Genomic DNA, 24061 nt, shown 5'->3' on the forward strand with positions numbered 1-24061 from the left:
GAAAATCGAGACGTGTTCGTTTTATGGTATCGCAGTTACACACTCCCGACATGGTGTCGCCGCTCGCCGGGTGGCCGATGCGACTCGGGATGTCGCTCGGCCTGTTGGTATCCGTACTCGTCATCTGGAGATTGGACCGCCCTCACGGACGGTGGGGAGCGGCCCTCAGAAAACGACTGCTGTTCGGCGTGCCATGGGGGACGCTCGTCTGCGTCACGGGCGTCTTCGCTGTGTACCTGTTCGTGCAGGACGGGTGGTATCACTGGTACAACCCCGTTACGGTGGCGTTCGCGTCGTGGTCGTATCTGTACCCGCTCGGCATGGTTGCGGGCCCGTTCTCACACGTCGGCCCGAATCACCTGATGGGCAACATGACTAGCACGCTCGCCGTCGCGCCGCTGGCGGAGTACTATTTCGGACACTTCCCTCCCGACAGGGGCGAAACCTCGTTTTCCTCGTGGCGGACGAACCCGTGGGTCCGGGCGTTCGTCCTGTTTCCGCTCGGCGTCGTCGTCATCGCGCTCTGTACGGGCCTGTTCTCGTGGGGACCGGTCATCGGTTTCTCCGGCGTCTTCTTCGCCTTCGTCGGGTTCGCACTCGTCCGCTACCCGCTCGGAACCGTCATCGCCCTCTCGGCCCAAGACGTGATTCAAACGCTGTACGTGGCGTTTCAAAGTCCACAGACAGTCGGCGAAGCGACGACGCACTTCTCGCGTCCCTGGTGGTTCGGCATCGCGGTGCAGGGTCACACGCTGGGCTTTTTCCTCGGCGTGGTCGCGGGCGTCTATCTCCTCCGAAAGCGTGACGTTCGGTCGAGCGCCCTTCGGATGTGGGCGGGCGGGTTCATCGTCCTCGTCTCCTCGTCCCTGTGGGCGCTGTGGTGGTATCGCGGACTGGAGAAGTTCGTCCTCTTTCGCGGCCTAGGCGTCGTGTTCGTCCTCGCGCTGGCGACGCTCGTTGCGATTGCCGTCCGCACCACCGACGAACGCTCTTTTTCACCGAGCGCTCGCCAAGTGGGTTCCGTCATGCTGTTGATCCCGGTCGTCGCCATGGCCGGCGTCGCGGTTCCCGTCAACCTCACGTCCGTCCAACAAGAGGGTCCGAACGCGCTCTCCGGCGTCTCGGTGCGCGACTACACGGTGACGTACGCCGAGAACGTGCCGAATCAAAAGGTATCCGTCGTCGACGTATCGGTCGGCGGCGAGACGACGCAGGTGAACACGAGCGGCGTCATCGTCGTCAACCCGAGTAGGGAGATATGGTCGCGCGAAATATCGAAGGGGCAACTCGCGTACTCCGGACGTGCGACGGTCAGGGTCGGCGGCGTCGGGTGGCAAAGGGCGGTAACGGTACGCCGTACCGGGTGGACCGTCACCGGCGGCGGAACGGCGTATCAGGTGTGGCTTCACCCGCCGGACGGGCAGTGGAAACACGCCTTCTCGTCGCCGCCGGCAACCGCGGGACCCGTCCTCGCCGGAAACAACGTCTCCGTCGTCCCGCGAACGGGCGAGTTCGTGCTTCGCCTCTCGCGGAACAACTCCACGGTCGGCGTCGCGCCGATGCCGACGAAGAACTCGACGGTCACCATCGGCGGCGTGGAGTTCACCCGCGAGAAACGCCGCATCGTCGCCGCTGTCAACGAGACTCGGGTTCAGGTGGCCGCGAAGGAGCAGTACGGCAACTAACGCCACTCGATTCTGAAGACTTCGGCGTCGAGAACCGTCCGTTCCCGTCGCTGAAACTCGAACTGCCGCGAGAGCGGCAACTCCGCGCGGAACGCGTGTGTCACCTCGCCGCCCTCGTCCGCGGCGAACGATTCGACGAACGCCATGCTGTCCTCGTTGTGAATCGAGTAGGACACGTCCGCCAGCGCGGCGGTCGTTTCGAGAAACGCCCTATCCGCGTGTTCGTTACCCCGTTGTGCGCCGAACGGTGGGTTCATCAGGACGGTCACTGGGCCGTCCGAGCAGAGGGGGACGTCGGTTCCGTCGCCGAGAACCCAATCGATGGAGCGCGCCGGGTCGACTCGACGCTCGTTTCCCGTCGCCTGCCGCAACGCCGCCGAATCGCGGTCGAGTCCGATGACGCGTGTCGGAGAGCGCGTCGCCGCGCCGATGGCAAGCACGCCCGTCCCCGTCCCGAGGTCGAGGACGGTCTTCCCTCCGATGTCTCCGTGAATGTCGGCGATGTGGACGAGATGCGCCGCGAGGTCCGCCGGTGTCGGGTACTGTTCCAACTCGACCCGTGGCTCCTCGAACTCGTCGACGGCGGAGAGTCGTCGTTCCAAGGCGCGTTTCCCCATGGTCGAAGAAACGCGATAGGGAGACGTAAGAAGCGGGGTTTGGATTCGACCAGGAAGCGAGCGTTACAGCGCCAGCGGCCCGTCCAGTTCGAGCGTAACGCCTTCGCGACGGGCACGCTCTTCGAGTGCGGCGAGGGACGGGCGCACTTTGGACTCGTCTTCGACCGTGTCGAACTCGACGGTAACGGTTCCCGCGCCGATGAACGCGGCGGTTCGGATGTACTCGCGGATGCGGTCGGCCTCGTCCTGCGTGGCGAACGAGCAATCGGCGTCGAAACAGGCGTCAACCGTCACGCCGGCGGGGACGAAATCCTTCGCGGCGAGTTCGGTCTGTAGGTCGCGCAGGTCGTCACGCGAGGACGGAAGCGCGGCCGCATCGAGCGTCACGGGGGTTTTGTCGGTGGGTCGGCAGCGTTCGATGGCGGTTTCGATCGTCGAGGGACGAGTTACGCTCATGGCTATCACACAATACCTACTGGGAATACAAAAAGGTTTGTGTATGTCCAGTAGTAATTTCGAATGGTCAAATGGCCGTTTCACTCATCTGAAAGTACTTACCGAGTGGGGGTAAACGCGACTCCATGGACCGCCGACGCGCCCTCGCGTGTGTCGGTTCCGCCATCTTCGCCGGGTGTCTCTCCGAGTCGACGCCGGGCGGGTCGGGACCGTCATCGGACACGACGAACGGAACGACAACGACGACTGGGACGAAGACCAGTATCGCCAATACCGCCACCGGAACCGAAACGCCCTCGCCGACGCTCGAAATCCCGAGCGAAAACCACTGTCCGGCGTTCGGCGACTCGCAAGTCGTCTGTTCCGTGGACGCCGACGACGGGACGACGTTGCGGATGGTGCCCTCGAAAACGAGCGCGTCCCTGCCGAAAGCGAACCTCTCGTTCACCCTCCGAAACGAGACGGGCGTGACCTTCACGACGAACTACTACGACTGGTCGGTGTGGAAACGGGTGGACGGCGAGTGGTTCCACATCGCACCGCAAGTCGTCCCCGAACCCGCGATGATGCTCGAATCCGGGGGCTCGCACACGTGGAACCTGACCGTCGATAACAGGGACCCCGATGCCGCCGTCGTTGGGGCAGAAGGAACGGAAGACGTTACACTCGCGGGACTGGGGGGAGGTACCTACGCCTTCGGAATCGGTGGTTGGTTTAAGGGTCAGGGCTACGAGAACGGAATCGCGGTCGCCGCCCGTTTCGAACTGTCGGGCGACCCGCTCGAACTGACGCCGACATCAGACCTCGAAGTAGTGAGTCGAAACGGCGACGAAAAACACGTTCGAGTCGGCGACGAGAAACGGAGGACGATGGTCGCAACTCGGGTCGAAACCCCGTCGACGGATACGAAGCGAATGATTCCCGAACAGGTCGTCCGTTCCCCGCTTCGAAACCTGCTGGCGTCGTTCGAACCAGGCGTTCGCCGCGTCACTCTCGACATAGATCGGACGGCGATCTACGTATCGGACCCGCAGGTCATCGAATTCGAGGGACAGGTGTACCGAATCGAGAACTCAAGCTGAAGGGTGACACCGGTGAACCGACCGGCCCAAGTAACTATAATCATCTTTTCAATAGAATTAAATCCACAACCAGTGTTTCTGAATTCATGCCGTACGGCACAGACAAAAACGACGAAACGACACGAACGAGCCGCCGAAGCGTGCTGAAAGGAACTGCCACGGCGGCGGTCGGAGTGGCCGGATTCACCGGGAGCGTCGCCGGGTTCGAGGGAGACGACGGGGACATCGTCGGACCGGCGGACTTCCCCCGCGCGACGACGCGCGGTCACTTCGACATCAACTGGTTATACCAAGAGGAGTTGACCGACGGGCACACGAAGTGGGATTACGGGACCGTCGGCGATATACCGGGCTACGGAGGCGCGAATCCCGAGGAGGTCGTCATCTCGGTCCACGGGTGGTTGGTCGGCCCGGACGACGCGCCCGACCATTTCGAGACGGTCAAGACCTCGCTTCGGAACAACGGCTATACCCATCCCGTCATCGGGTTCAGCTACGATTCGGACACGCGTGTAGACCAGTGGTGGCCCGCGACGGACATCGCGGAGCGAAACGGCGCGAAACTCGCCACCTTCATCACCGACTACCGCGCCCGAACCGGTGCCGACGTGCGCCTCATCGGCCACTCGCTCGGCGGACGGGTCGTCCCGGCGACCATCGAGGCGCTCGATTCGCTCGGTTACAGCGATTACGTCGCGTCCGCGACCCTACTCGGCGGGGCCGCAGATAACGATTCGGTGGCGGTGGACGGCGAGTACGGCCCCGCAATCGCGAACGTCGTCGGCGAGTTCGACAACTTCTGGAAGTCCGACGACGACGTGTTGAACTGGGCGTACTCGACCGGCGAGTTCGATTCGGCAGTCGGCGAGGAGGGGTGTGAGGGGACCCCGCCCGCGAACTACGAGGACCACAACGTCGATTACGTCCCCGACCACTTCTCGTATCACGAACCCGGCGACGGGTGTATGGCGGAGGTCGTTGGGGAGTTTTCGTGATCGACGAAGGAGCGAACGAAAGCACGGAAGACGCGGTTTGTCTTCCGGAGTTTCGGTGAGCGAAGCGAACTGGAGCTAGTCGGAACCCGTTCCGACGCGGTTCCAGTGAGCGTAGTCCTTGTGAACGGAGTGAACGAGGGCAGGGAAGACGCAGTTTGTCTTCCCGAGCGAACTGAAGCAAGTCAGAGCTTTGCTCTGATGTAGCTTTGACGAGCGAAACGAGTGGGAGTTGGAGAGAAGAGAAACCGCAGAAAACCAGCGAGAGAACCTCACCACGTGCCGTGGAAGGTGTCGAATTCGAGCGAGTCGAGGGGCTCGTTGCCGACGGCGATTTCGTACTCGCCGGGGGTGAGCATGGGTTTGTGGAACCGCGGGCCGTCGTCGGTGGTGATGCGCGGGCACCCCGTGTTGACGAAGGCGTCCATGTCGAAGTTTCGCAGTCGGTCGGGCGTTACCTCGTCCATCGTGATGAGGTAGGCGTCGTCGTTGCCGTCGAGGATGTCCTGTGCGACGTCCCAGCGCCCCTGGCCGATTTTGGTGCAGAAGATGACGCCCCACTTCTCGGCGTCCATCGCGCGGTGGACCGCGCCGTAGCGCTGTTTGAGGAACTTTTCGGTGTCCGCCACGGTGACGACGTTGTTGACGGGGTCGGCGATGACGACGGTCTTGTCGGGGTGTTCCATCGCCAAGCCGAGCGGGTGGAACTTCCCGCCGCCGACGTAGAGCACTTGGTCTGCGTCGATGTCCGCCGAGGCGTAGTTACAGCCGAGCACTTGGCCTTCGTGGGTCAGTCGGTCGTCGCCGCGCCGGGTGTGAACGTCGAAGCCGCGCTCTTCCAACCACTCGCGCATCTTGTCGAAGTGGTTCATGTGCTGAGCCGTGGTGACGAGGCCGACATCGCCGACGTCGAGTTCCTCCAGGGACTGTTCCATGATGGGGAAGACGTCGACGTTGGAGAACAGCGGGACGTAGATGACCTTGTCCGTGTTCTTCATCGGCGAGTGGCCGAAGTGGACGAACACGTCCGTTCGCTTCATCAGGTAGGTGTCCAAGTCGCAGGCGCCGTAGCAAGGTTGACCGGAGAGGAGAATCGTCACGTCGTCGGGGAGAAGTTCGCGTAAGTCGTCGGCCACCTGCGGGCCGCGGCGTTTGAGACCTTCGGGGAACTGCAGTCCGACTTTTTCGGCGTCGCGCTCCTCGACCGCTTCGATGATGCGGTCGAGTTCGTAGTCCCACTCCCGGTCGTGTTTGAGAGCCATTCCGGTGTTTCGGAGGTCTCCCTCGCTGTACTCGCTTTCGTTGCTCATTACTCCCTCATTGCGGGCGAGAACTTTTAACCCCGGCGTTCTCGGTTTTCGCGACGCACGTCGGTCTCGGGAGTCGGCAGGCCTAAAGTCCTTCAACCCGAATCGAGATACATGAGCGTCGATACGACCACGGAGACCACGGAGCACGAAGACATCGACCGGCTGGCGACCGAACTCGGCGAGGCTATCGCCGAGACGCCGCTGTACCAACGATTCGAGGAGGCGAAAGCGGCCGTCGAGGCGGACGAGGAGGCCCAAGAGCAGATCAAGGAGTTCGAACAGCTCCGACAGGAGTTCATGCTTGCGCGGCAGACCGGCGAGGCGACACAAGACGACGTGGCGAAGGTCCAGAAGGCCCAACAAGACCTCCACACGCTCCCGGTCATGAAGGAGTACCTCGACGTGCAGGACGAACTCACGGCGCGACTGGAGGAACTGAACCGTGCCGTCTCCGACCCGCTCGCCGTCGACTTCGGCCAGCAGGCCGGCGGTTGCTGTCAGGACGAGTAATCCGAATCCGTACTCAGCCTCGATTTCTTCGCTCTTTTACATCGACGGCGGCGAGTGACGACTCAGTTCAGCCGCCAGAGTTCGTAGTTCAACAGGGTGGCGAACCCGACCCAACAGAGGTACGGGACAAGGAGGAGTGCGGCCCGTCGGTCGATTCGCGCGAAGGCGACCATCGTGGCGACGATAGCGACGAGGAGGGCGAGGATGACCGCGAGGCCGCCCGCGGGCCAGCGCATGCCGAAGAAGACGAGGGTCCATCCCGCGTTCAGGACGAGTTGGACCGCGAAAATCGCCAGTGCGAATCGGTTGTCCCCGCGTCGCCAGACGAGATAGAGCGCGACGCCCATCAGCAGGTAGAGCGTGGTCCAGACGGGACCGAACACCCAACTCGGCGGCGTGAATCCGGGCTTCTGGAGCGTGGTGTACCACGTCGCGACGTCGTTCGCAGTCAGGAACGACGGGACGATGCCCGCCAACTCGCAGACGACGATGCTGACGAGGAGTGCGGGCACGTCGCGGAGCGAGAACGACGGACGCTGTGCTGTCTCCATGGGGTTGCTACCACACCGAAAAGCGAGTTCCTTTTGCCGAACTATGTTGGCTCGGCTAGTCGAGGTCGTCCATCTGCACCGTCTCGTCGAGGATCAGCGTCGGTCCCTGCTCCATGTCGATGAACTCGGCGGCGTCCGCCATGACCTCTTTTCCCTTCTCGGAGTCGAATGCGGCCTTCATGTCCGCGGTCGAGTCGAAGTACAGTTCGAGGACGCCGTCGTAGCCCGCCTTCTCGGGGTCCTTCGAGACGGAGGTGACGTACTTCTTCAGGCCGGGCAGTTCCTTCGCGAGCGAGGAGTGTTCTTCGAGCCAGTACTCCTCGAACTCCTCGTGGGTCGTGCCGTCCTTGCGCACCAGCAGATCGACCATCTTCATCATGGTACCCGACATCGGTGGCCCGACGACTTCGGTGTATCGACTGTCGGTCGCTGTCGGAGGTCAGTTCCGCCCGAACTCCGCCGTGAACCGCGCCCGTCCGAGTCGAACGCCGTCCATCGCGCCGAACAGCGCGCTTCGCTTCGCCCCGGCGTCGAGTTCGAGGTCGCGTTCGAGGACGTGCAGCGTGAATCGGTAGGTGTGCGGTCCGTCGTCCGTCGGCGGACAAGGGCCGCGATAGCCGATTTCGCCGAAGTCATTGGTTCCTTGCAGCGCACCGTCGAGGGACCCGACCGTCCTCTCCTGCGGGACGGCTTTCGGCACCGTCGTCGTCCCCGGCGGGAGGTTCCACAGCAACCAGTGGGTGAACGTCCCGCTCGGCGCGTCCGGGTCGTCCACGACGATCGCGAGCGAGTTCGCATCGTCCGGCACCGACGCGATTTCGAGCGGCGGCGAAACGTCCGTCCCGCTACAGGTGAACCGGGCCGGAACGCTTCTGCCCTCCCCGAACGCGTTCGTCGCGAACCCCGTCGCGGTGTTTGCCCGTTCCGTGGTCGTCGTTGATTTCGCTCCCGTCGTTCGGTCGCTCCCGTCGCGGCGAACGCCCGTACACCCCGACAGTGCGATTCCTCCCCCACCCAGTGCCACGAGGAAGGTTCGTCTTCGGAGCATCACACGGGGGTTCGTGACGTGCGGTAAAATGCCCTGTTGCCGTCGGTTTAAGTGCCTGCACGTCCTTCCCTCGGTTCGATGACGCAACTCAACCTACCCGACCGGCGGCAGTGTGTCGCCTGCGGACGAGAAGACACGTGGGACGAGGAGACCCACAACTGGCGAATCGCCGGCGAGAAGGGCAGACCCTTTTGCATCCACGAGTGGGACATCAACGGCACGCACAATCCGATTCGGAAGTGAACGAGATGGATCGACGGACGAACGACCGACAAACGGGGCCGTGGGTGCTCGCCCTCGGCGTATTGGCCATCGGCGTCGGCGCGTTGGCGAACGAAGTCCGGAAACGACGGCGCGAACGGGGAACGGCGTCGGAAACGGACGCGTGAGACGTGTCCGACGGGCGAGATAGACGAGGTCGTGGTTTGGACATGGACATTGCTGCGGCAGCGTTCGCACAGGACTTATCCATACAGAGAATGATATATCATTAATGCACACAAATGCCGACGACCTGCGTCGATGGTTCGCCGGTACCGAGGAAAACGAATTCGACAACCGCTTGGACCACCGCCTCGACATCCTCGAACGGCGGTCGGACGACAACCGCTGGCGTCACGAGTTGCGGAACGCGCACGTCCGTCAGTTCAGCCTGCTCGGACCGCCGGCTTCAGATTTCGATGTCGAACTCGAAATTCCGACGTACGCGTTTTTTCCCACCACTGAAAGCGACCGTCCCCGCCCCGCAATCGTCCTCGCCCACGGCGGCATCCACGACAACTTCTCCACGGACTACGTGAGCGTCGTCCGGGAACTCATCGAACGGGGGTACGTCGTCGTGGCTCCCGAATATCGAGGAAGCACCGGCTACGGCCGTGAACACTACGAGGCCATCGACTACGGCGGCGACGAGATCGCAGACACGCTCGCCGCCCGGAACTGGGTCGCGGACAGAAGCGACGTGGACGAGGAGCGAATCGGCGTCGTCGGATGGAGCCACGGCGGCTTACACGCTCTGCTCTCCATCTTTCGGTATCCCGACTCCTTTGCCACCGCCTACGCTGGCGCACCCGTCTCGGACCTGTTGGAGCGCTGGAAGTACAAGGGGGAGGGGTATCGACGGCTCTACACCGCGAGTTACCACCTCGGTACGTCGCCGGTCGCCGACCCCGAACTGTACCGCGAGCGCTCGCCCGCCCACCAAGCCGTCGCCACCGACGTTCCGCTTCGAATCCACGCGGCGACAAACGACGGAGACGTTCACCGCCGCGAAATCGAATCGCTCGTGGAATCCTTACGCGATGCGGGTGCCGACTTCGAGTACGAACTCTACGACGACGCCCCCGGCGGTCATCGCTTCGAACTCACCGAGTCCCGGTTCGCCCGCGAGTCACGGGAAACCGTGTACGACTTCTTGGCGAACCATCTGTCGCCGCCGCGGTCCGAGCGGTGAGGTGGAAACCGGCGATACCCGACGAAAACACGCCATTGCTGACCGTGAAGCCCGTGGATTGAAGCATCTGGCACGCTCACCCCCTCGCATGACTTCCGACCTTGCGTCGCAGGTACGGGACGTGTTGACGGTCGACCGGGAGGAGTTTCAGAGCCATGTCGAGGAGGACGCAGAGGTCATCAAGCGGGAACTCGCGGACGGTACGTTCGACAATCCCCAATCCATCGTCGGATTCGAGTACGAGTTCTACGCGGTGGACGCGGAGACCAAAGCGCTCTCGCGGGTTCCGCGACGACTCCTTTCGCTCATCGGCTTCGAGAAGGAACTCGGCCTCCACAACGCCGAGATGTCAACGAGTCCGCAACCGCTGAACGAACACGGGTTGGCCGCACAGGAGGAGGAAGTGAAAGCCAGACTTTCGGCGGCGGAGGAGCGGACGGGGGCGGAGGGAATGCGCCTCGTCAGCGACGGCCTGTGGACGATTCCACCGACGGGGGAAACGGCCACCCGATACCTCACCGACGGCGTCGATGACGACGGGGTTCAAATCGCGTCGAACATGAGCAACTCGGTACGCTATCACGCGATGGCGAACACGGGGGAGTCCATCGGGATGGAACTCGACGCACCCAACGTCACCTTGTCCGCGAATACCGTGATGCCGGAGAGCCTGATAACGTCCATTCAACCGCACTACCAGGTGCCACACGCCCGCGACCTGCCGACGTACTTCCAGTACGCAGTTCGAATCGCGGCCCCGCTGTTGGCGCTCGGCGTCAACTCGCCGTTCTTCCCGCCGGACCTGTACGACGACGCACCGGCGGCGGAGATAGTGGACGACGCGTGGATGGAAAACCGCATCCACGTCTTCGAGTCCGTGTTGAACGCCGTCGACCCCGGAAAGGTGCGCTTCCCCGAGGACATCGAATCCGCGGAAGCGGCCATCGACGACGTCGTGGCGGACCGAACCATCGTCCCGATGCCCGTCTCGCGGTCGGATCGCTTCGACGACGAGTTCGCCCACTTCCGGTTGAAACACGGCACCTACTGGCGGTGGGTGCGCCCGGTGTTCGGCGGCGCGACGCGCGCCGACGCGAACGCCCGCATCGAGTTCCGGCCCATAGCCGCCCAACCGACGGTTCGGGACTCCATCGCGTTTCAGGCCGCGTTCGCGGGGTTGCTGGAGAGCACCTTCCGCCGGGAGCATCCGGTTCACCATCTCGATTGGGTGGTCGCGCGCGACAACTTCTACGCCGCCATGCACGACGGACTCGACGCGGAACTGTACTGGATCACGAACGACGGCAAGGAGACGACCGAAGCGGACGAACTGTTCGCCGACCTCTTCGCACACGCGAAGGACGGCCTCCAAGCGCGCGGACTGTCCGACGAACAGGCCGCGAAGTATCTCTACCCGCTGCGGCAACGCGCACGCCACGGCGTGACGCCCGCCGACTGGAAGAAGCGTGAGGTGCGCGACCGACTGGAAGCAGGCGAGACGCTGGCTGATGCGATTACGGGCATGCAACACGCCTACATCGACCAGCAAAAGGAGACGTTGCTCGACGGCAGTTTCACCGACTGGAATTAGAGTACGTCGTCGAAGTCCTTGTGACCGGTGATATCGACGCCTTCCTCGGTGATTTCGGCGAGGAACACGCCGTTACCGCTGCCCGTGTCGCGCTCGACGGCGCTCTTGATACCGCGGGCGGCGACGGCCTTCGCTTCCTCGTTCGAGAGGCCTTCCTCGTAATCCTGTTCGAGGACACCGTAGGCGAGTTGCATCCCGCTACCCGTGACGGTGTAGTCGTCGGCCATGACGCCACCGGCGGGGTCGAGGCTGTAGATGTGCGAGCCCTCCTCGTCGATACCGCCGAGGATGGGAGAGACCATGAAGAACGGGCCGCCGCGAAGCATGTTGCCCGCGAGCGTCGAGAGCGCCTGCATGCTCATCTGTTCGCCGCGTCGGGATTCATAGAGGTTGGATTCGATGCGCATCGTTCGGATGAACGACTGTGCGCCGCCGACGGACCCGGCCATCGTCAGGGCGGCCGTCGGGTGAATCTGTTCGACCTTCTGGACGTTCTTGTTGGAGACGAAGCGGCCGGCGAGGCTGGCACGCATGTCCGTCGCCATGACGACGCCGTCCGCGGTCGTCATGCCGATGGTCGTCGTTCCGGTTTTGTTGACGTTTTTCATGTCCTCCTGTGAGAACTCGTTGTCGGGGAGCGAGCCGATCTCCGGCTCGTACGGGTTGGCGTCGTTACCGCTCAGGCGCTCCTTGTTACGCGAGAAGTCGGAACCGTGCATTGGGCTACGCATTACCCGGACGTAGTCCATCAGCACTGATAAAACCAACCCTTCCGGGGTGTGACGAGGTGAAGCCCTCGGAGCCGAACCTCGGGGTATTCACCGTGAGATCACGCAAAACGAGCGTCGGTCGGGGTTAGTCTTTCTTCGTCTTCTCGTAGGACGCCCCCAGGGATTCCACGATGCGGTGTACGGGAAACGGTACTCCGGCCCGCCGGGCGACGAGGGCGACCGGAAGCAGGCAGATTCCGGCCAGAACGCTGAGCTGGTACAGGGCAAACAGTGTCGCGCGTCGTATCGGTGCGAACATTGCAACTTCACCCGAGCCTGTGACACCACCCTATATATCGTTTGTTGCTAGTTCGATTTCATAACAATCTATATCATCGGAATCAGACCGTCGCCCTCTTGCGATTCAACCGAGGTTGTATACTGTACAATTCGAGATGGGTTCGGCAGCGAGGATCCCCATGGTCACGGCATTCCAACGCCGTCAATATGCGTAAGTTATGCGCATCATCATCGTCTCGTGCGCGACGAATTCCCGGAATGGCCGAAAGGATTGACGCACGGCACGCCCTATGGACCGTCGTGAACGTCGTCGTCGAACTTCGGCTCCCACCTGACGAGTTCGCCCTCGGGGAGTTGTTTCCCTATCGCTCCGATATCCGAATCGAGTTGGAGCGTCTCGTCCCGACGCGGGAGTGTTCGATGCCGTTTATCTGGGTCGCCACGGCCGACCCGTCGTTTCTCGCCGACGTCTCGCTCGAATCCGCTTCGGTCGATTCCATCGCGGTCCTGAGCGAAACTACAACCGGTGCGCTGTGTGAGATCCGCTGGTCCAGCGCCGCCGATGGAATCCAAGGCATACTAACGGAACAGGACGTGACGCTTCTCGACGCCATCGGAAACAGCGACGGATGGCAGTTCCGAATTCGATTCCCGGACCACGATTCGACCACTCGGTTCCGGGAGGCGTGTGACGAGCGATCCATCTCGTACGAGGTCCGGCGCATCTATTCCGTGGACGAATTCCCCTCGAAAGAGTACGGGCTGACCGCCGAACAACGGGAAGCCCTTTCGACCGCGTTCGCCTCCGGGTATTTTCACGTCCCTCGCAAAACGTCGCTCTCCGAACTCGCCGAAACCCTCGACATCTCGCCACAGGCCGCGTCCGGCCGCCTTCGACGAGGATTGGAACGGATGCTCGAGACCACCCTGTTCCCCCGGAACGAATCGACCGAATCATCCGAGGGGTAATAAACGCATGAACCACTAAACCCCAAACATTCCATCCATGGTACGCCTCTGACGAAGCAATGCCGGCCACAGCGCTTTTCGTTCGACCCTCGGGAGGGATATAACGTGGTTCGAGAGTCGAGCGATAATCAGACAATTCTTCACGAAACGAGTCACGAGGGAGGACCGTTAGCCGAGACGGTTATCGAGGCCATCGCCGAAGTTACCGACAGCAGTTCGACGGAGATAGAGCCGCTCTACGAGAGTATCGACCCCGATGCACTCGAAGACCTGTTCGGCCGTCAGTCCGAACAGCGGGTCCCGAGGCGGGTCGAATTCGTCCACAAGGGGTTCGCAGTCGTCGTCTTCCGAACCGGACGGGTCGTGATTTACGAGGCGGGATAGTCGCCGTCTCGAAAACGACGGGCCAGTACGCTTTTCGCCGTGTTCGGCGTACTAGCCCCATGCCTGATAACGAGTACGACGTGTACCTCGTGCCGACTGGCAAACGGGGTGGAGAACAGAACATCGTGTCCCCGGTCGAAGGCGACGACCTGGAGTTCTACGAAACGGGGGTTTGGCTGCGACGGAAAGGCGGGAGAAACTTCTTCCCGTACGAGCAGATTCGGACGATTCGAGAGCACGGAGACGACGTAGAGAGCGAGTCTGCGGGCGATTAGACGCCCGTTATTCGGGCGTCAACCCGACGATTTCGCGCGAGAAGATGTCGGCGTAGCCCGAGAACGACAGTTTTAGCGAGGGGACGCCGGGGAAGGTCAGCGTCTGGATTCCGATCATCGGTCGCTCGACGTCCGTTCCGAGGCTTCGGAACGCGCTCTCGATGGCGGTGTACAGTTTCGCCGTCTCCTCGACTTCGAGGTCCGAACAGACGCCGGCGACTCGCGTCGGGAGTTCCGCGACCACGTCGCCGTCCCTGACGACGGCCCATCCGCCGCCCATCTCGTTGACGTGGGCGACGGCCTCCCTGAGGTCCTCGCCGCTTCCGAGCGCCAACACGCCGGGCGTCTCCCAGACGAGGCTGGTCGCAACCGCGCCCTCCAACGGACCAAACCCGGTGACGAACCCGGTGAATCCGGTTCCGTCGCCGTCAGGGTGTCGGTCGAGGAGGGTGGCTTTCAGCAGGCCCTCTTCCGGCGCGGCGACGAGTTCGCCGCCTTCGACCGGCGGACGAACTCGCGTTTCGCCCGAGATGAGGCCCTCGCGGTACTCGATGGCGCGCACCGTTCCGTCGGTCGCGACGTCGGCCGGGACGCTGAACTCGGCCGGGTCGGTGCTGACGTTCACGCTGTCGTAGAAGTGGCTCGGATACTCGTAGGAACGCGGCGCGACGGTCGTCTCGTGGTTGTTGTAGACGACTTCACCGCCGTTGATGACCGTGGTGACGTTGACGGTTTCCAAGTCGTCGATGAGGAGGATGTCCGCGACGTTGCCCGGCGCGAGCGATCCGAGATTCGGCAGGCCGAAGTGACGGGCGGGGTTGAGCGTCGCCATGCGAATCGCATCGGCGGGCGCGACGCCCTCCTCGATGGCCCGGCGGACCACCACGTCCATGTACCCCTCCCCGATGAGTTCCCGGGGCCACATGCCGTCGGTCGAGAGGGAGATTTCGGCCGCGCCGATCGCCTCGTACGCCTCGCCGACCGCGGCCATGTCGTCGCGAATCGATCCGCAGCGGCCGACGGCGTGGATGCCGTTTTCGACGCGCTCGATGATGTCCTCGCCGGTTATCGACTCGTGGTCGTCGTCGACGATGGTGGCGAACGCTTGGAGTTTCTCGCCGGAACAGCCAGCGCCGTGGCCCGTGACCGTCTTCCCTTCGAGGTGGGCGCGTTCGTACAGTTCCTCCGTCGACGAGTCGCGGCCGACGGCGTGAATCCAGTCGGTTTCGCCGACCCCGATGACTCGGGCGTCGCCGAGGAGGTTCGTGAGCGATTCGGCGTCCCCACGCGCCGGTTCGAACGTATCGACGAGCGGTTGGGGCGGGACCGTGGCGAACACCCGAATCGGGAGGTAGGAGGTCGCGGCGAGCAACTGCTCGACGCCCTCCGCGCCGAAGGCCGGGCCGAACCCGGAAACCTCGGTCACGACGGTCGTCGTGCCCCCTTCGAGGGCGTAGTGATAGGCGTTCTCGAACGTTTGGTGGAGGTCGATGTGGGTGTGGGCGTCGATGAACCCGGGCGTGACGACCCGGTCGCTGGCGTTGATGACGTTCGTCTCGTCGCCAATGGAATCGCTACCGTCCTCCGGCAGCGCCGCGACGCGATTGTTTTTGACCACGACGTCGCGCGCCTGAAACTCGCAGGGCTCCGGCATGAGGACGCGACCGTTTCGAATCACGAGGTCGGCGGGTTCGTCGCCGAGCGTGACGGGTTGCAGTTCGTTCATTGAGTTACTCCTTCGTACACGACGACGCCACCTTGTTCGTGTCGGTTCACTTCCTCGCGCGCTTCGAGGACGTCGAGGTGGCCGACGGCCTCGCTCATCCCGGGGAAGTACTCGGTCGCGGGCAGATCCTCGAACAGTTCGCACATCACGTCGAACGCCGTCGTCGGCCGGTCCACGAGCGCACGCACGTTTTCGGTACGCTCCTCGTGGGCGGCGAGGATTTCGTCGATTCGGGCCGACGGGTCCGTTATCTCCTCACGGTGGCCCGGGAGGAGGAGATCGAAGTCGCGGTCCCGCAGTTCGGCGAGCGAGCGGTTGAACGAGGGGAGGACGCGCGGGCGAGGGCCGCCCTCCTCGGTCGGCGGTTGGAGGAACGGGTTCGGCGTGATGTCGCCGAGAACGTGGTCCCCGACGATGGCTTTCGATTTTCCGTCGTCTTCGAACGTGAACAGGGTCTCACCCGAGGAGTGGCCCAGCACCGTCTCCGCCGTCAGTTCGACCCCTTCGACGGTGACCGATTCGCCGTCGTCGAGTTCGATATCGGTTTCGACGTCGGGGGCGACCGAGAGGTAGGCTTCCGGCAGGTTGGTGACGGTTTGGGCGGTGGTCTCCGCCATCCCACAGCGGTCGAAGAAATCGGCGAAGTACTCCTGTTCGTACGCCAGTCGGTCGCCGAAGTCACGAACGATGTCGGCCGCTTCCGCACTGGCGACGACGCTGGCACCCGATTCTCGGAGCCGTTTTGCCAATCCGAAGTGGTCGGGATGAGGGTGCGTGATGAGAACTTGTTCGATGTCCGACGGGGCGAGGTCCCGTTCGTCCAACTCTTCGAACAGGACAGTCCATGCCTCTTCGCTTCCCGGACCCGGGTCGACCAGCGTTCGCCCCGAAAGGTAGGCGTTCACCGGACCGATTTGGAACGGCGTCGGAATCGAAAGCCGCGTAAACATACAGTTTCCCTTTCTTTGCCCGCCGTAAAACCGTTTTTGAACCGACGTTCACGTCGAATACCGACGGAACGATTATATCTGACCCGTGCGTAAGGACATAATTGGGAGAACGATGAACACCCACTTCAAAGACGCGTGGTACCACCTCCGACATGCCGGGAGTCATCTCGGACGTGGTGTCCGCGAGGAACTCCGACCCGCCGAGCGAAAAGCCCGCGAGATGACCGGGAGGGAGCGAACGCCCGAGCCGTCACGACGGGAGAAGATGCGTGATAACCTTCGAGACGTCGAACACAGAGCGAAGAAACGGTCACGGACCGCGATGCGGGACGCGAAAAAGCGGATGCGAATGAGTTAGCCGTCGAAGCCGATACGCTCGCAATCTGCGAAATCGCAGTCCTCGACGCGCGGTACCGACGCATTCTTTCTGTCCACGTCCACACGGCCACGGAACGTCGAGTTCCGAAACGCCGCGTCATCGGCCTTGATGAGTACCGTCGTCCCGTCGGCATCGTGGGTCGCCGTCACCCCGTCGAAGGCGACTCGCGCTCCGAGGACGTTGATGCCGTTGCGGTTCTCGTCTCCGTTTCGGAACGCGAACCGGCAGTTTCGAAGTTCGGTCCCGTCGCGCCACAGCTCGACGGCGTAGTTGTGTTTCGACCCGTCGCCCAAATCCGCGAGTTCGACGTTCTCCAGTACGACCGGTCCGTCGCCATCGTTGATCTTGACGGGTCGTGCGGACGAAGTACATTCAATTTTCAGGTCGCGCACGCGTGCGGAGCGACTGGAAACGCGGAGGCCGTCGTTGTCGCAGTTCGGCAAGCGGAGTTCGCCGCCGAAGACGCGGCAGTCGCCCTCCTGTAACCACAGTCCGCACCCGGTGTATGTCGTCTCGTCCATCTCGATCCGCACGTCTCGGGCCTCGTCGCCGTCGCCCAACCGGAGGTTCGCGTTCCCGTTGTCCTTCCACAGGCCCCCCGTCACGAGACACGGACCATCCCCTCCGGCGAGGTAGCCGCCGTTGTTCACCCAGCCCTCGACGTGACAATCCCGAAACGTCAACTCGCCGCGATGGTCGTCGGTTACGCTGACCCCGATGGGATGGCTGGTCTGGGATTCCGTGGACGATTGGTCGGGATAGCTCTCGGGTTCGAAAGCGCACCCGTCCGGGAGCGAAACGGTCACTACGCCCGACCCCTCGGGGTGCGTGACCGCCGCGTAGATCGCACCGAGGGCCTTCTTCCCCGCGGAGGCACATTCGCCTTCGACGCTCACGTCCTCGATTCGTAAATCGTGACTCGCCCGCGCCGAGACGGCCTGCGCGCCCACGCCGTTCGCCGTCATGTCGAACGTGAGGTTCCGAATCTCGACCCTCGTCGCCGAGGAGTCCGGCGACGCGCCCCATCCACCGCCGACATCGAGGCCGTACTGCTGGTCGGGGTCGGTCACGACCAGCGTTGCGTGCGGGTCGCCGACCACCGCAATCGCCTCGCAGTCGTTGCGTTCGAACCGCCCGTCGAGGTGGTAGCGTCCCTCGGGTAACACGAACTTCACTCTCGCGCCCGTGTGAGCCGATAGAGCCTCGTTCAGCGGGATTTCGCCGTCCAGAACGTCCGGATTCGTCTCGGCGACGTTCACCACGGTCCAGTCGGTCATGGTTGGGGGTCGGCATCGGTCGAACTTGGTCGTAGTGGCCGACCGCCCTCGAAAGCAAGTCTTAAGTCCGGTGCAGGAAAACGATGAACTGCGTACGGGTCGGTAGTCTAGTCCGGTTATGACAGCTCCTTCACACGGAGCAGATCGGCAGTTCGAATCTGCCCCGACCCATTTCTGACAATTCGAAATAGACAAGAGAAACAAAGGACATCGCTGTTGCTCGGTCGGCTATCCGTCGAACGGTAAAAACGAGATGCTCTCAGTAGGATTCCACGTCGATGCCGTCGATACGCTCGAAATGCTCGCTGTTACCCGTAACGACCGGTTCGTCCTCTCGGAGCGCGGTTGCGCCGATCGTCGCGTCGCCGATGTCGATCCGATTTCCGTCTCGGCGTAACTCACCGTCGATCAGTCCGGCCTGCCGTGCGATGGCTTCGGTGGTTTCGAGGACGGGTCGGGATTCGACGATGGTCTCGATCTTTTGCCGTTCGGACTTCGGGAGGTTGCTCGCGCCGACGCCGATGAAGAGTTCCTGTAGCGTCATGGCCGGGATTTTCTGGGTGTGACCGTCGGTTTCGAGTTCGTCCACTTTCTCGAGGGCGTCCGCATCGCTGTTCATCACGTCGATGAGAAACGAGGTATCCAGAATCATTCGACCCTACGACTGATCTCCTGGTCGTGATCGGCGTGGCTCTGCTCGATGGCCTCACGGAATGTGTCGGCCTCGTCGTCGGAGAGGATTCCCGCGAGCCCGCGAAGCGACGGACCACCGATGAGACGTTCGATAGCTTCGGAAAACGTCTCGTCGTCGTGCTTGTGGGCTTCTATCATCGAGTGAACCTCGTCGCTCACTCGGATGGACTTGCTCATAGTGTATACAAGCGTATACGAGAGTATGAATCTTCGGCCATGAACGCAGTCCCGGTATCTGGAAATTATTCGATGTCTGACACACTGGTTCGAGACCGATGGCGAGTCTCGCAGATACATACAACCGAGAACAACCGGCTTCTCGCACAAGTCCTTCGCCGACTCGGACGGCACTGACGCACTCCACCGTGCGGACCCGGCGCTGCTCCACACCATCATCTATAATACCACTGCGCTACAAGAGTAATACACAGGTAGTACGATGTCCACACTCAACATCAAAATCCCAGACGGCATGGACGATGACCTCGACGAATACGTCGAAGAAACCGGCCAATACATGAATAAGAGTGAAGTGGTTCGTGATGCGATTCGGACTCTCTTCCGTGAACATCCCATCAAACTCTCGGAACAGACGCTCCGAGATATCGAAATTAGCGAACGACAGATCAAGGAAGGCGAAACCATCTCACTTGACGATTTGGAGTGACCACAGGTGACTGACGTCGAACTGTCGGCACACGCCGCAGAGCAGCTAACGAGTCTCGAAACAGATGTCCAAGACCGAATCAAGAAGAAACTCCGAGAAGCGACCGAATGGACGGAACACCGCGTTGACCCACTGACAAACTACCCGTACTATAAACTTCGTGCCGGGGACTACCGGGCCATCATCGACTGGGACAAAGACAACGATGTGTTATACGTGTTGGCGGTCGGCCATCGGCGAAATGTGTACGACCGAAGTTTGTAGGCTGACCCCATGCGAGAGTGTTTTCGTGGTTCATCTGGGGGTTGTAGAGCGTGAGAAGCGACCCCGCGAAATTGCACATATCCATCGCGGCCGTCATGTACAAATCGAGCCGGTTACGAGTGACTTGGCACTGGTTCGATGGGACTGATCGAACGGTTCTCGGCGTTCTATATATGATCACTGCTTCAGTTACCTGGTGAGAGTAGGTTTCCAAGAGATGTGTGCAGAAATATCGGCCTCGGTGATAAAATACGAGAGGGCTGATTTCGACACAGATCCTGTCTATTTGCTAAATTCCGCCAATTCTCGGTTGAGCTTCTCTTTTTCCTCGTAGAAGAGCGCGTGACCACTCTCCTCGAAGCGAACGAGCTCTGTGTTTTCGATCCCATCCTGGAGCTTCTCTGCCGTCAGTTCAAACGGACAGGCTTCGTCGTGCACACCGTGACAGATGAGTGTCGGAACGGAGATGTCCGCGAGGTCGGACCGAAGATCCATCTCGCCGACCGCTTCGATCGAATCGGCCATGGCCTGTGGCGACGATTCCATGCTCATATTCTGGAGCCAATCTTTCAATTCGGGACTCGGTGCGGAGTGAAACATCGAGTCGCCGAAGTCACTACTGACCTTCGCCCGATCCTCATAGCATCCTTCGGCGAGTCCCGTAAATGCGGCTCCATCGACGCCTTCCGGGAAGTCAGGTTTTTCGGCTAAAACGGGGCTCGCAGCACCAAGTAGCGCCAATTTTGCTACATACTCTTCGTTATGGCGGCTCATATATCGGGTGACGACTCCACCGCCCATCGAAAACCCTGCGAGTGTCACATCATCGACGTCGAGTTCGTCGAGAACCGCCTTCAGATCGTCAGCAAACATGTCGAAGTCATACTCGCTCCACGGTTTACTTGACTGTCCGTAGCCACGAAGGTCAATACCGATACATCGGATATCTTCTCTGGGAAGCTGAATGTACTGATATTCGAACATCCGGTGGCTCAGCGGCCACCCGTGAACGAACACGATTGGAGTACCCGATCCCCAGTCCTGAACGAACAATTCCACCCCTTCCTCAACTTCGATTCGGGTCATACTGACCAATGGTTGGTCGACCGACGTGTATATATGCGATTTGGAAGTGTTTCAGACTAATTGGCTACCTTATTTCTTCCTAAATTGTATGTTAGGGTAATTTCTCGAGCTTCGAGTTTGCTCCGTTGCTGAGCCATACTCGTGAACACGACTTGAATTTCCTCGTATTCTCCGGTTACTGAAACATCGGATGCTATGAAAGACGTGTGGTATATTATCTGTCTAAGCGGCTACAGAAGGCATAGGCTGCCTCTTTCGTAGTGCGTTCAGTTAAGCAGGCGCTCTGTGTGTAGCGAGCAATGTAGATAAAGCGGTCCGACTCCGACTACTCACTATGGCAATCGTCGCGGAGATTCTCCTCGCGGATCGAGCGCTCCCGTTAGTTGATCTCGCGAGTTCAATTTCAAGTAATGAAATATCGATTTCCAATATCGTCCCGCTCGAAAATGAGCGGCTTCTCGTCGCGGTGACCATGACCGACGACTCGCGAGAAGCGTTTGAGCGGGAAGTAGACGTACAGCCAGAGGTCGTTGACGTGGTGGAGATCGGGCGGACAGCAGAAGGGTGGTTCTATCGATTGACCATCGACGACGAATCCGGCCTCGCTGCGTCACACGATCACGAGGCGTTCAAGGGCGTACTGATGAACGCGGCGGTTACCCCCGAAGGATTGCGACATCAGAAGGTGTTCTCTGACTACGAAGCGTTCAAAACCCACCGAGATCTGTGTGCGGCTCAAGACATCCCGTTCAAATTGTTGAACATCGCAGCCGATCCCGAAAATCCCGGAGAACGAGACCAGTTTGGACTCACGGAGAAACAGCATCGGGCAATCTCACTCGCGTTCGCCCGTGGATATTACGACTCTCCGCGCACACTTTCGACGAAGGAACTCGCTGACGAGCTCGGGATCTCTGGCCCGTCCGCGTCTGACCTTCTCCGCCGGGCCGAGAATCAACTCATCAGCCAGACGCTCGGACCGGAGCAATCAGTAAGCCTACACACCCAGTAGCTATGCGGGCTGAGGTTCCTCGACCTCGAACGTGACTCCGGTCATCTCTTCAGAAACCTCCCACAGTCGGCGTGCAGTAGCGTGGTCGTACGACGTCGCGTTCGAGATGACGTGGGTCGGGTTCCCTCGCATTTCAAAGAGCCCATCGGGGCCTATGTAGTGACCGCCGTCAACGTTCGCCGCTGTCGCCGCGTAGAGCACTGGAAGCACACCAGCGCCTGCAGATTGTGTGAGGAAGGTGTTCACGAATTTCCTAACGATTTGTTGAACGATGGACGTATCCATCTCCGTGTCGCCGCTTGTAAGTTCGGTCGCTGACGAGCCCGGATGAGCGGCGACAGCAATCGTGTCGGCCCCAATAGAGCGAAGTCGGCGGTCCAGTTCGTAGGTGAACAACAGATTTGCGAGTTTGCTCTGTGCGTACGCCTCGAACCGGCCGTAGGACTGTTTTCCATTGAGGTCGTCGAAGTGGATCTCGCCAGACCCGGACTTGTGGGCGATACTACTCTGCGTGACGACACGGGTTTCTCCGTCGGTCTCAATGAGGCGATCGAGGAGGAGTCCAGTGAGTGCAAAGTGTCCGAGATGGTTGACGCCGAGCTGTCGTTCGAATCCATCTTCCGTCGTCGAATACGGCGTCATCATAATTCCAGCATTGTTGAGGAGTACATCGAGGCGGTCGAATTCGGACTCGAACTCGGTTACGAACTGTCGGATGGATGCGTGGCTTCCGAGGTCGAGCTCGAGAACTGTCAACGATGCGTCGGTGACCATCGATTCGATTTCTCGCCGTGCACGGGTTGCCCTGTCGAGGCTTCGGCACGCCATGACGACGTGCGCGCCCTTCCGCGCGAATGCTTTGGTCGCTTCGAACCCGAGCCCGCTGTTCGCCCCCGTGACGATGACCGTACGGCCGGATTGGTCGGGCATGTTCCTCGCAGTCCAGTTCGATTGTGTTGACGCTTCCATACTCTGATCGAAGTTCGTCTGTTGGCCTGAGTCCTATGCTAATATGCAAGCTGGTTTAAGTAGCCTATCGTAGAGCATCCGTGCGGATTCGGATGGCTTGGCCATTATCATTTGTGGATTGGGGATGTTCTATTTCCTGTACTTCACGTATCTGAACGTGATGGCGACGCGTCGCTCGGAGAGCGGTGAACACTTGTTCGAGACAGATGGTGAGTCCCGCAGACACGTACGACCGAGAACAATAGGCTTCTCGCGCAATCCATCCCTCCCGTCTCCGACGGGTTTCGCGTTCGATCTCTTCGCCTTTGAGACGGTCGCGATCATCCGTCCCATTGAACAGTATCGAATTCAAACCAGTTCCATGATGACTTTGATCTCGATTTTCCGAAGGTGCTCACCGACCGTTCCCACGGAGATATCCGCTCGCTCTGCGAGGTCGCGGAGGGTCGCACGCCGCGGTATCTCGTAATAGCCCTCGTCGATCGCCAGTTCCAACAGTTCTCGCTGGCGGTCGGTCAACAGCGACGCGAGTTGGCGCATATCCGGGCGATACTCGCCCATGCCTTCGAGCGTAATCCGAATTCCGTCGGGGAGTTCCGCTATCGCCTCTCTGATCCCTTCATCCTCTCCGAGCATGGTCACTCGAAGATCACCCCGGTCGGTGTACTCCATCGGCCAGTCCACGACGGTTTCGTACCGTCGGAAGATACCGAGGAGGTCGGTCATGAGGGAGTTCGCTCGAAAATGAAGATAGACGAGGCCGTCCGACGCCGCGGACTGTTCGCACGTCAGCACGTCCGGGTTCGCCTCCAGCACTTCCGTGGCTCGTTCGAAGTCACCGCGGAGTTGATACAGCCCGACGCCGGTTCCGTCGTCCAGGAGGTTGATGTAGTGAATCGCTTCACCTTCCACTGCCGAATCGCCGTCGCACTCGCCGTTAGGACAGCGTTCATCCTCGACCTGGGGAATGACGAACGTGATATATCTCATACTATCGACCAGCGTTTCGCGTCCAGAGCGCCCAAAGCGAACGAATCCGGACTCCGTTTAGTAACGAATCGCTCGGACTGTCTCCGTCGCTGGCCGTAACGCATCAGCGGGTGAA

Annotated in this window: 31 protein-coding genes and 1 tRNA gene; 16 read left to right on the forward strand and 16 right to left on the reverse strand. The window is 61.1% G+C overall.

Translation table 11 applies throughout. The features are described from left to right. Positions 1-23 precede the first annotated feature (23 nt). Entirely contained in the window at positions 24-1685 is a 1662-nt protein-coding gene (locus ACGYLY_RS04810; protein ID WP_395282735.1) for a rhomboid family intramembrane serine protease, read from the forward strand. On the opposite strand, the gene ACGYLY_RS04815 is transcribed toward ACGYLY_RS04810, so the two are convergent. Next, complete coding sequence (locus ACGYLY_RS04815; protein ID WP_395282734.1) at positions 1682-2302, reverse strand: METTL5 family protein; 621 nt, start codon at positions 2300-2302, stop codon at positions 1682-1684. The two genes, ACGYLY_RS04810 and ACGYLY_RS04815, sit on opposite strands and share 4 nt — an antisense overlap. A gap of 63 nt (positions 2303-2365) precedes the next feature. Further along, on the reverse strand, positions 2366-2758 hold the full coding sequence (locus ACGYLY_RS04820) for a hypothetical protein (protein ID WP_395282733.1): 393 nt from the start codon (positions 2756-2758) through the stop codon (positions 2366-2368). Positions 2759-2883: 125 nt separating this feature from the next. Here ACGYLY_RS04820 and ACGYLY_RS04825 point away from each other — a divergent pair, with 125 nt between their 5' ends. Then, entirely contained in the window at positions 2884-3840 is a 957-nt protein-coding gene (locus tag ACGYLY_RS04825; RefSeq protein ID WP_395282732.1) for a hypothetical protein, read from the forward strand. A gap of 86 nt (positions 3841-3926) precedes the next feature. After that, complete coding sequence (locus tag ACGYLY_RS04830; RefSeq protein WP_395282730.1) at positions 3927-4835, forward strand: esterase/lipase family protein; 909 nt, start codon at positions 3927-3929, stop codon at positions 4833-4835. A gap of 269 nt (positions 4836-5104) precedes the next feature. On the opposite strand, the gene dph2 is transcribed toward ACGYLY_RS04830, so the two are convergent. Then, positions 5105-6142 (reverse strand): diphthamide biosynthesis enzyme Dph2, encoded by a 1038-nt coding sequence (dph2, locus tag ACGYLY_RS04835; RefSeq protein WP_395282729.1) that lies wholly within the window; start codon positions 6140-6142, stop codon positions 5105-5107. A 111-nt stretch (positions 6143-6253) separates the two neighbouring features. Between dph2 and ACGYLY_RS04840 the strand changes: the two genes are divergently transcribed. Further along, positions 6254-6652 (forward strand): YlbF family regulator, encoded by a 399-nt coding sequence (locus ACGYLY_RS04840; protein WP_395282728.1) that lies wholly within the window; start codon positions 6254-6256, stop codon positions 6650-6652. 62 nt (positions 6653-6714) lie between these two features. Here the strand turns inward: ACGYLY_RS04840 and ACGYLY_RS04845 are convergent, their stop codons facing one another. From ACGYLY_RS04845 to ACGYLY_RS04855, 3 genes are read right to left on the reverse strand one after another with little or no spacing between them, the layout of a single operon-like run. Then, a complete protein-coding gene (locus tag ACGYLY_RS04845; RefSeq protein WP_395282727.1) occupies positions 6715-7203 on the reverse strand; it encodes a TspO/MBR family protein in 489 nt (162 codons plus the stop codon). A 55-nt stretch (positions 7204-7258) separates the two neighbouring features. Further along, the gene (locus ACGYLY_RS04850; RefSeq protein WP_395284151.1) at positions 7259-7582 is read right to left on the reverse strand and encodes an EthD family reductase; all 324 of its coding nucleotides are present in this window, start codon (positions 7580-7582) and stop codon (positions 7259-7261) included. 60 nt (positions 7583-7642) lie between these two features. Next, positions 7643-8251: a YbhB/YbcL family Raf kinase inhibitor-like protein gene (locus ACGYLY_RS04855; RefSeq protein ID WP_395282726.1), complete on the reverse strand. Its 609-nt coding sequence runs from the start codon at positions 8249-8251 to the stop codon at positions 7643-7645. A 78-nt stretch (positions 8252-8329) separates the two neighbouring features. On the opposite strand from ACGYLY_RS04855, the gene ACGYLY_RS04860 reads away from it, so the two are divergent. From ACGYLY_RS04860 to ACGYLY_RS04875, 4 genes are all read left to right on the forward strand, one after another. Next, on the forward strand, positions 8330-8494 hold the full coding sequence (locus tag ACGYLY_RS04860) for an HEWD family protein (protein ID WP_395282725.1): 165 nt from the start codon (positions 8330-8332) through the stop codon (positions 8492-8494). Positions 8495-8499: 5 nt separating this feature from the next. Then, positions 8500-8640, forward strand: a complete 141-nt coding sequence (locus tag ACGYLY_RS04865; protein ID WP_395282724.1) for a hypothetical protein — start codon at positions 8500-8502, stop codon at positions 8638-8640. A gap of 104 nt (positions 8641-8744) precedes the next feature. Next, complete coding sequence (locus ACGYLY_RS04870) at positions 8745-9704, forward strand: alpha/beta hydrolase family protein (RefSeq protein ID WP_395282723.1); 960 nt, start codon at positions 8745-8747, stop codon at positions 9702-9704. Between the two features lie 88 nt (positions 9705-9792). After that, a complete protein-coding gene (locus ACGYLY_RS04875; RefSeq protein ID WP_395282722.1) occupies positions 9793-11295 on the forward strand; it encodes a hypothetical protein in 1503 nt (500 codons plus the stop codon). Here ACGYLY_RS04875 and psmB read toward each other — a convergent pair. Both psmB and ACGYLY_RS04885 read right to left on the reverse strand, forming a co-directional pair. Then, positions 11292-12026, reverse strand: coding sequence for an archaeal proteasome endopeptidase complex subunit beta (psmB, locus tag ACGYLY_RS04880; RefSeq protein ID WP_395282721.1), 735 nt, complete (start codon positions 12024-12026; stop codon positions 11292-11294). The genes ACGYLY_RS04875 and psmB overlap by 4 nt on opposite strands. 124 nt (positions 12027-12150) lie before the next feature. Then, a complete protein-coding gene (locus ACGYLY_RS04885; protein WP_395282720.1) occupies positions 12151-12324 on the reverse strand; it encodes a hypothetical protein in 174 nt (57 codons plus the stop codon). A gap of 239 nt (positions 12325-12563) precedes the next feature. Here ACGYLY_RS04885 and ACGYLY_RS04890 point away from each other — a divergent pair, with 239 nt between their 5' ends. The 3 genes from ACGYLY_RS04890 (at position 12564) to ACGYLY_RS04900 (ending at position 13933) form a co-directional block, all read left to right on the forward strand. After that, entirely contained in the window at positions 12564-13274 is a 711-nt protein-coding gene (locus ACGYLY_RS04890) for a helix-turn-helix domain-containing protein (protein ID WP_395282719.1), read from the forward strand. Between the two features lie 105 nt (positions 13275-13379). Then, the gene (locus ACGYLY_RS04895) at positions 13380-13658 is read left to right on the forward strand and encodes a HalOD1 output domain-containing protein (protein WP_395282718.1); all 279 of its coding nucleotides are present in this window, start codon (positions 13380-13382) and stop codon (positions 13656-13658) included. Between the two features lie 59 nt (positions 13659-13717). Continuing rightward, positions 13718-13933: a hypothetical protein gene (locus tag ACGYLY_RS04900; protein WP_395282717.1), complete on the forward strand. Its 216-nt coding sequence runs from the start codon at positions 13718-13720 to the stop codon at positions 13931-13933. A gap of 7 nt (positions 13934-13940) precedes the next feature. Here the strand turns inward: ACGYLY_RS04900 and ACGYLY_RS04905 are convergent, their stop codons facing one another. Continuing rightward, positions 13941-15659, reverse strand: coding sequence for an adenine deaminase C-terminal domain-containing protein (locus ACGYLY_RS04905; protein ID WP_395282716.1), 1719 nt, complete (start codon positions 15657-15659; stop codon positions 13941-13943). Next, on the reverse strand, positions 15656-16609 hold the full coding sequence (locus ACGYLY_RS04910; protein ID WP_395282715.1) for an MBL fold metallo-hydrolase: 954 nt from the start codon (positions 16607-16609) through the stop codon (positions 15656-15658). The genes ACGYLY_RS04905 and ACGYLY_RS04910 overlap by 4 nt, the downstream gene beginning before the upstream one ends. A gap of 112 nt (positions 16610-16721) precedes the next feature. Between ACGYLY_RS04910 and ACGYLY_RS04915 the strand changes: the two genes are divergently transcribed. Beyond that, complete coding sequence (locus tag ACGYLY_RS04915; RefSeq protein WP_395282714.1) at positions 16722-16967, forward strand: hypothetical protein; 246 nt, start codon at positions 16722-16724, stop codon at positions 16965-16967. Here ACGYLY_RS04915 and ACGYLY_RS04920 read toward each other — a convergent pair. Then, a complete protein-coding gene (locus ACGYLY_RS04920; protein WP_395282713.1) occupies positions 16964-18265 on the reverse strand; it encodes a hypothetical protein in 1302 nt (433 codons plus the stop codon). The genes ACGYLY_RS04915 and ACGYLY_RS04920 overlap by 4 nt on opposite strands. Positions 18266-18361: 96 nt before the next feature. Between ACGYLY_RS04920 and ACGYLY_RS04925 the strand changes: the two genes are divergently transcribed. Further along, positions 18362-18436: transfer RNA gene (locus ACGYLY_RS04925), tRNA-Val, on the forward strand. Between the two features lie 88 nt (positions 18437-18524). On the opposite strand, the gene ACGYLY_RS04930 is transcribed toward ACGYLY_RS04925, so the two are convergent. Next, entirely contained in the window at positions 18525-18917 is a 393-nt protein-coding gene (locus ACGYLY_RS04930; protein ID WP_395282712.1) for a type II toxin-antitoxin system VapC family toxin, read from the reverse strand. Continuing rightward, on the reverse strand, positions 18914-19135 hold the full coding sequence (locus ACGYLY_RS04935; protein ID WP_395282711.1) for an antitoxin VapB family protein: 222 nt from the start codon (positions 19133-19135) through the stop codon (positions 18914-18916). Before ACGYLY_RS04935 ends, ACGYLY_RS04930 begins: the two co-directional genes overlap by 4 nt. 262 nt (positions 19136-19397) lie before the next feature. On the opposite strand from ACGYLY_RS04935, the gene ACGYLY_RS04940 reads away from it, so the two are divergent. Both ACGYLY_RS04940 and ACGYLY_RS04945 read left to right on the forward strand, forming a co-directional pair. Beyond that, on the forward strand, positions 19398-19625 hold the full coding sequence (locus ACGYLY_RS04940; RefSeq protein WP_395282710.1) for a ribbon-helix-helix domain-containing protein: 228 nt from the start codon (positions 19398-19400) through the stop codon (positions 19623-19625). Between the two features lie 6 nt (positions 19626-19631). Beyond that, complete coding sequence (locus ACGYLY_RS04945) at positions 19632-19889, forward strand: type II toxin-antitoxin system RelE/ParE family toxin (RefSeq protein ID WP_395282709.1); 258 nt, start codon at positions 19632-19634, stop codon at positions 19887-19889. Between the two features lie 282 nt (positions 19890-20171). Here the strand turns inward: ACGYLY_RS04945 and ACGYLY_RS04950 are convergent, their stop codons facing one another. Further along, the gene (locus tag ACGYLY_RS04950) at positions 20172-20975 is read right to left on the reverse strand and encodes an alpha/beta fold hydrolase (protein WP_395282708.1); all 804 of its coding nucleotides are present in this window, start codon (positions 20973-20975) and stop codon (positions 20172-20174) included. A 334-nt stretch (positions 20976-21309) separates the two neighbouring features. Between ACGYLY_RS04950 and ACGYLY_RS04955 the strand changes: the two genes are divergently transcribed. Then, a complete protein-coding gene (locus ACGYLY_RS04955) occupies positions 21310-21987 on the forward strand; it encodes a helix-turn-helix domain-containing protein (RefSeq protein ID WP_395282707.1) in 678 nt (225 codons plus the stop codon). On the opposite strand, the gene ACGYLY_RS04960 is transcribed toward ACGYLY_RS04955, so the two are convergent. Continuing rightward, entirely contained in the window at positions 21988-22956 is a 969-nt protein-coding gene (locus tag ACGYLY_RS04960; protein ID WP_395282706.1) for an oxidoreductase, read from the reverse strand. It lies immediately after the preceding gene. Between the two features lie 348 nt (positions 22957-23304). Continuing rightward, positions 23305-23946: a helix-turn-helix domain-containing protein gene (locus ACGYLY_RS04965; RefSeq protein ID WP_395282705.1), complete on the reverse strand. Its 642-nt coding sequence runs from the start codon at positions 23944-23946 to the stop codon at positions 23305-23307. Positions 23947-24061: the final 115 nt, after the last annotated feature.

Origin of the sequence: Haladaptatus sp. CMAA 1909 (genome assembly GCF_043952005.1) — an archaeon.
In the GTDB taxonomy this organism is placed as follows: domain Archaea; phylum Halobacteriota; class Halobacteria; order Halobacteriales; family Haladaptataceae; genus Haladaptatus.

What these genes read in the sequence shown, in the direction of transcription:
- ACGYLY_RS04910 (WP_395282715.1), bottom strand. Translation starts at nt 16,609, where the DNA reads ATGTTTACGCGGCTTTCGATTCCGACGCCGTTCCAAATCGGTCCGGTG.
- ACGYLY_RS04830 (WP_395282730.1), top strand. Translation starts at nt 3,927, where the DNA reads ATGCCGTACGGCACAGACAAAAACGACGAAACGACACGAACGAGCCGC.
- ACGYLY_RS04825 (WP_395282732.1), top strand. Translation starts at nt 2,884, where the DNA reads ATGGACCGCCGACGCGCCCTCGCGTGTGTCGGTTCCGCCATCTTCGCC.
- ACGYLY_RS04865 (WP_395282724.1), top strand. Translation starts at nt 8,500, where the DNA reads ATGGATCGACGGACGAACGACCGACAAACGGGGCCGTGGGTGCTCGCC.
- ACGYLY_RS04850 (WP_395284151.1), bottom strand. Translation starts at nt 7,582, where the DNA reads ATGATGAAGATGGTCGATCTGCTGGTGCGCAAGGACGGCACGACCCAC.
- ACGYLY_RS04950 (WP_395282708.1), bottom strand. Translation starts at nt 20,975, where the DNA reads ATGACCCGAATCGAAGTTGAGGAAGGGGTGGAATTGTTCGTTCAGGAC.
- ACGYLY_RS04915 (WP_395282714.1), top strand. Translation starts at nt 16,722, where the DNA reads ATGAACACCCACTTCAAAGACGCGTGGTACCACCTCCGACATGCCGGG.
- ACGYLY_RS04890 (WP_395282719.1), top strand. Translation starts at nt 12,564, where the DNA reads ATGGCCGAAAGGATTGACGCACGGCACGCCCTATGGACCGTCGTGAAC.
- ACGYLY_RS04840 (WP_395282728.1), top strand. Translation starts at nt 6,254, where the DNA reads ATGAGCGTCGATACGACCACGGAGACCACGGAGCACGAAGACATCGAC.
- dph2 (WP_395282729.1), bottom strand. Translation starts at nt 6,142, where the DNA reads ATGAGCAACGAAAGCGAGTACAGCGAGGGAGACCTCCGAAACACCGGA.
- ACGYLY_RS04935 (WP_395282711.1), bottom strand. Translation starts at nt 19,135, where the DNA reads ATGAGCAAGTCCATCCGAGTGAGCGACGAGGTTCACTCGATGATAGAA.
- ACGYLY_RS04905 (WP_395282716.1), bottom strand. Translation starts at nt 15,659, where the DNA reads ATGAACGAACTGCAACCCGTCACGCTCGGCGACGAACCCGCCGACCTC.
- ACGYLY_RS04855 (WP_395282726.1), bottom strand. Translation starts at nt 8,251, where the DNA reads ATGCTCCGAAGACGAACCTTCCTCGTGGCACTGGGTGGGGGAGGAATC.
- ACGYLY_RS04940 (WP_395282710.1), top strand. Translation starts at nt 19,398, where the DNA reads ATGTCCACACTCAACATCAAAATCCCAGACGGCATGGACGATGACCTC.
- ACGYLY_RS04920 (WP_395282713.1), bottom strand. Translation starts at nt 18,265, where the DNA reads ATGACCGACTGGACCGTGGTGAACGTCGCCGAGACGAATCCGGACGTT.
- ACGYLY_RS04930 (WP_395282712.1), bottom strand. Translation starts at nt 18,917, where the DNA reads ATGATTCTGGATACCTCGTTTCTCATCGACGTGATGAACAGCGATGCG.
- ACGYLY_RS04875 (WP_395282722.1), top strand. Translation starts at nt 9,793, where the DNA reads ATGACTTCCGACCTTGCGTCGCAGGTACGGGACGTGTTGACGGTCGAC.
- ACGYLY_RS04900 (WP_395282717.1), top strand. Translation starts at nt 13,718, where the DNA reads ATGCCTGATAACGAGTACGACGTGTACCTCGTGCCGACTGGCAAACGG.
- ACGYLY_RS04845 (WP_395282727.1), bottom strand. Translation starts at nt 7,203, where the DNA reads ATGGAGACAGCACAGCGTCCGTCGTTCTCGCTCCGCGACGTGCCCGCA.
- ACGYLY_RS04820 (WP_395282733.1), bottom strand. Translation starts at nt 2,758, where the DNA reads ATGAGCGTAACTCGTCCCTCGACGATCGAAACCGCCATCGAACGCTGC.
- psmB (WP_395282721.1), bottom strand. Translation starts at nt 12,026, where the DNA reads ATGCGTAGCCCAATGCACGGTTCCGACTTCTCGCGTAACAAGGAGCGC.
- ACGYLY_RS04810 (WP_395282735.1), top strand. Translation starts at nt 24, where the DNA reads ATGGTATCGCAGTTACACACTCCCGACATGGTGTCGCCGCTCGCCGGG.
- ACGYLY_RS04815 (WP_395282734.1), bottom strand. Translation starts at nt 2,302, where the DNA reads ATGGGGAAACGCGCCTTGGAACGACGACTCTCCGCCGTCGACGAGTTC.
- ACGYLY_RS04870 (WP_395282723.1), top strand. Translation starts at nt 8,745, where the DNA reads ATGCACACAAATGCCGACGACCTGCGTCGATGGTTCGCCGGTACCGAG.
- ACGYLY_RS04960 (WP_395282706.1), bottom strand. Translation starts at nt 22,956, where the DNA reads ATGGAAGCGTCAACACAATCGAACTGGACTGCGAGGAACATGCCCGAC.
- ACGYLY_RS04860 (WP_395282725.1), top strand. Translation starts at nt 8,330, where the DNA reads ATGACGCAACTCAACCTACCCGACCGGCGGCAGTGTGTCGCCTGCGGA.
- ACGYLY_RS04955 (WP_395282707.1), top strand. Translation starts at nt 21,310, where the DNA reads ATGGCAATCGTCGCGGAGATTCTCCTCGCGGATCGAGCGCTCCCGTTA.
- ACGYLY_RS04965 (WP_395282705.1), bottom strand. Translation starts at nt 23,946, where the DNA reads ATGAGATATATCACGTTCGTCATTCCCCAGGTCGAGGATGAACGCTGT.
- ACGYLY_RS04885 (WP_395282720.1), bottom strand. Translation starts at nt 12,324, where the DNA reads ATGTTCGCACCGATACGACGCGCGACACTGTTTGCCCTGTACCAGCTC.